1 protein-coding gene is annotated in these 1,051 nt (G+C 71.2%); it reads right to left on the bottom strand.

Going from position 1 to position 1,051, the window contains the following annotated elements; all coding sequences use genetic code 11:
* Positions 1 to 1,051, bottom strand: a 1,051-nt coding sequence (locus AC0CYZ_RS01505; protein WP_472211502.1) for a UvrA family protein, incomplete at both ends; no start/stop codon positions are given.

A 1,051-nucleotide genomic window follows, 5' to 3' on the forward strand; every position in this document is an offset into this window, starting at 1 on the left:
CATGTCGAGGACCTCGGCCACCGTCTTGCCCTTGTAGTGCACCTCGAGGGTCTCCCGGTTGTACCGGGCGCCCTTGCACACCTCGCACGGGACGTAGACGTCCGGCAGGAAGTTCATCTCGATCTTGATCGTGCCGTCGCCGGCGCACGCCTCGCAGCGCCCGCCCTTGACGTTGAACGAGAACCGGCCGGGCCCGTAGCCGCGGACCTTCGCCTCGTTGGTCGACGCGAAGAGCTTGCGCATGTGGTCCCACACGCCGGTGTAGGTCGCCGGGTTGGACCGCGGCGTGCGCCCGATCGGTGACTGGTCGACCCGCACGAGCTTGTCGAGGTGCTCGAGCCCGGTGACCCGGGTGTGGCGGCCCGGCACCTGCCGTGCGCCGTTGAGCTTGTTCGCCAGGACCGTCGCGAGGATGTCGTTGACCAGGGTGGACTTCCCCGACCCGGACACCCCGGTGATCGACACCAGGCAGCCCAGCGGGAACGAGACGTCCACGTCGTGCAGGTTGTGCTCCCGGGCCCCGACCACGCTGACCTGGCGCTTGCGGTCCCGCGGCCGGCGGATGTCGGGCACCGGGATCGCGCGGCGCCCCGACAGGTAGTCCCCCGTCATCGACTCGGTGTTCGCCTCGAGCTGCGCCACCGAGCCGGAGTGCACCACCCGACCGCCGTGCTCGCCCGCGCCCGGGCCGATGTCGACCACCCAGTCCGACGCCCGCACGGTGTCCTCGTCGTGCTCGACGACGATCAGGGTGTTCCCCAGGTCGCGCAGCCGCGTGAGCGTGTCGATCAGCCGGCGGTTGTCGCGCTGGTGCAGGCCGATCGAGGGCTCGTCGAGGACGTAGAGCACCCCGACCAGGCCGGACCCGATCTGGGTCGCGAGCCGGATGCGCTGGGCCTCGCCCCCGGACAGGGTGCCGGCCGCGCGGGAGAGCGAGAGGTAGTCGAGCCCGACGTCGAGCAGGAAGCCGAGCCGCGCCTGGACCTCCTTGAGGACCGCCCCGGCGATCACCTGCTCGCGGGACCCGAGGACGAGCCCCTTCAGGAACTCC

It is taken from the genome of Actinomycetospora sp. (assembly GCF_055612215.1).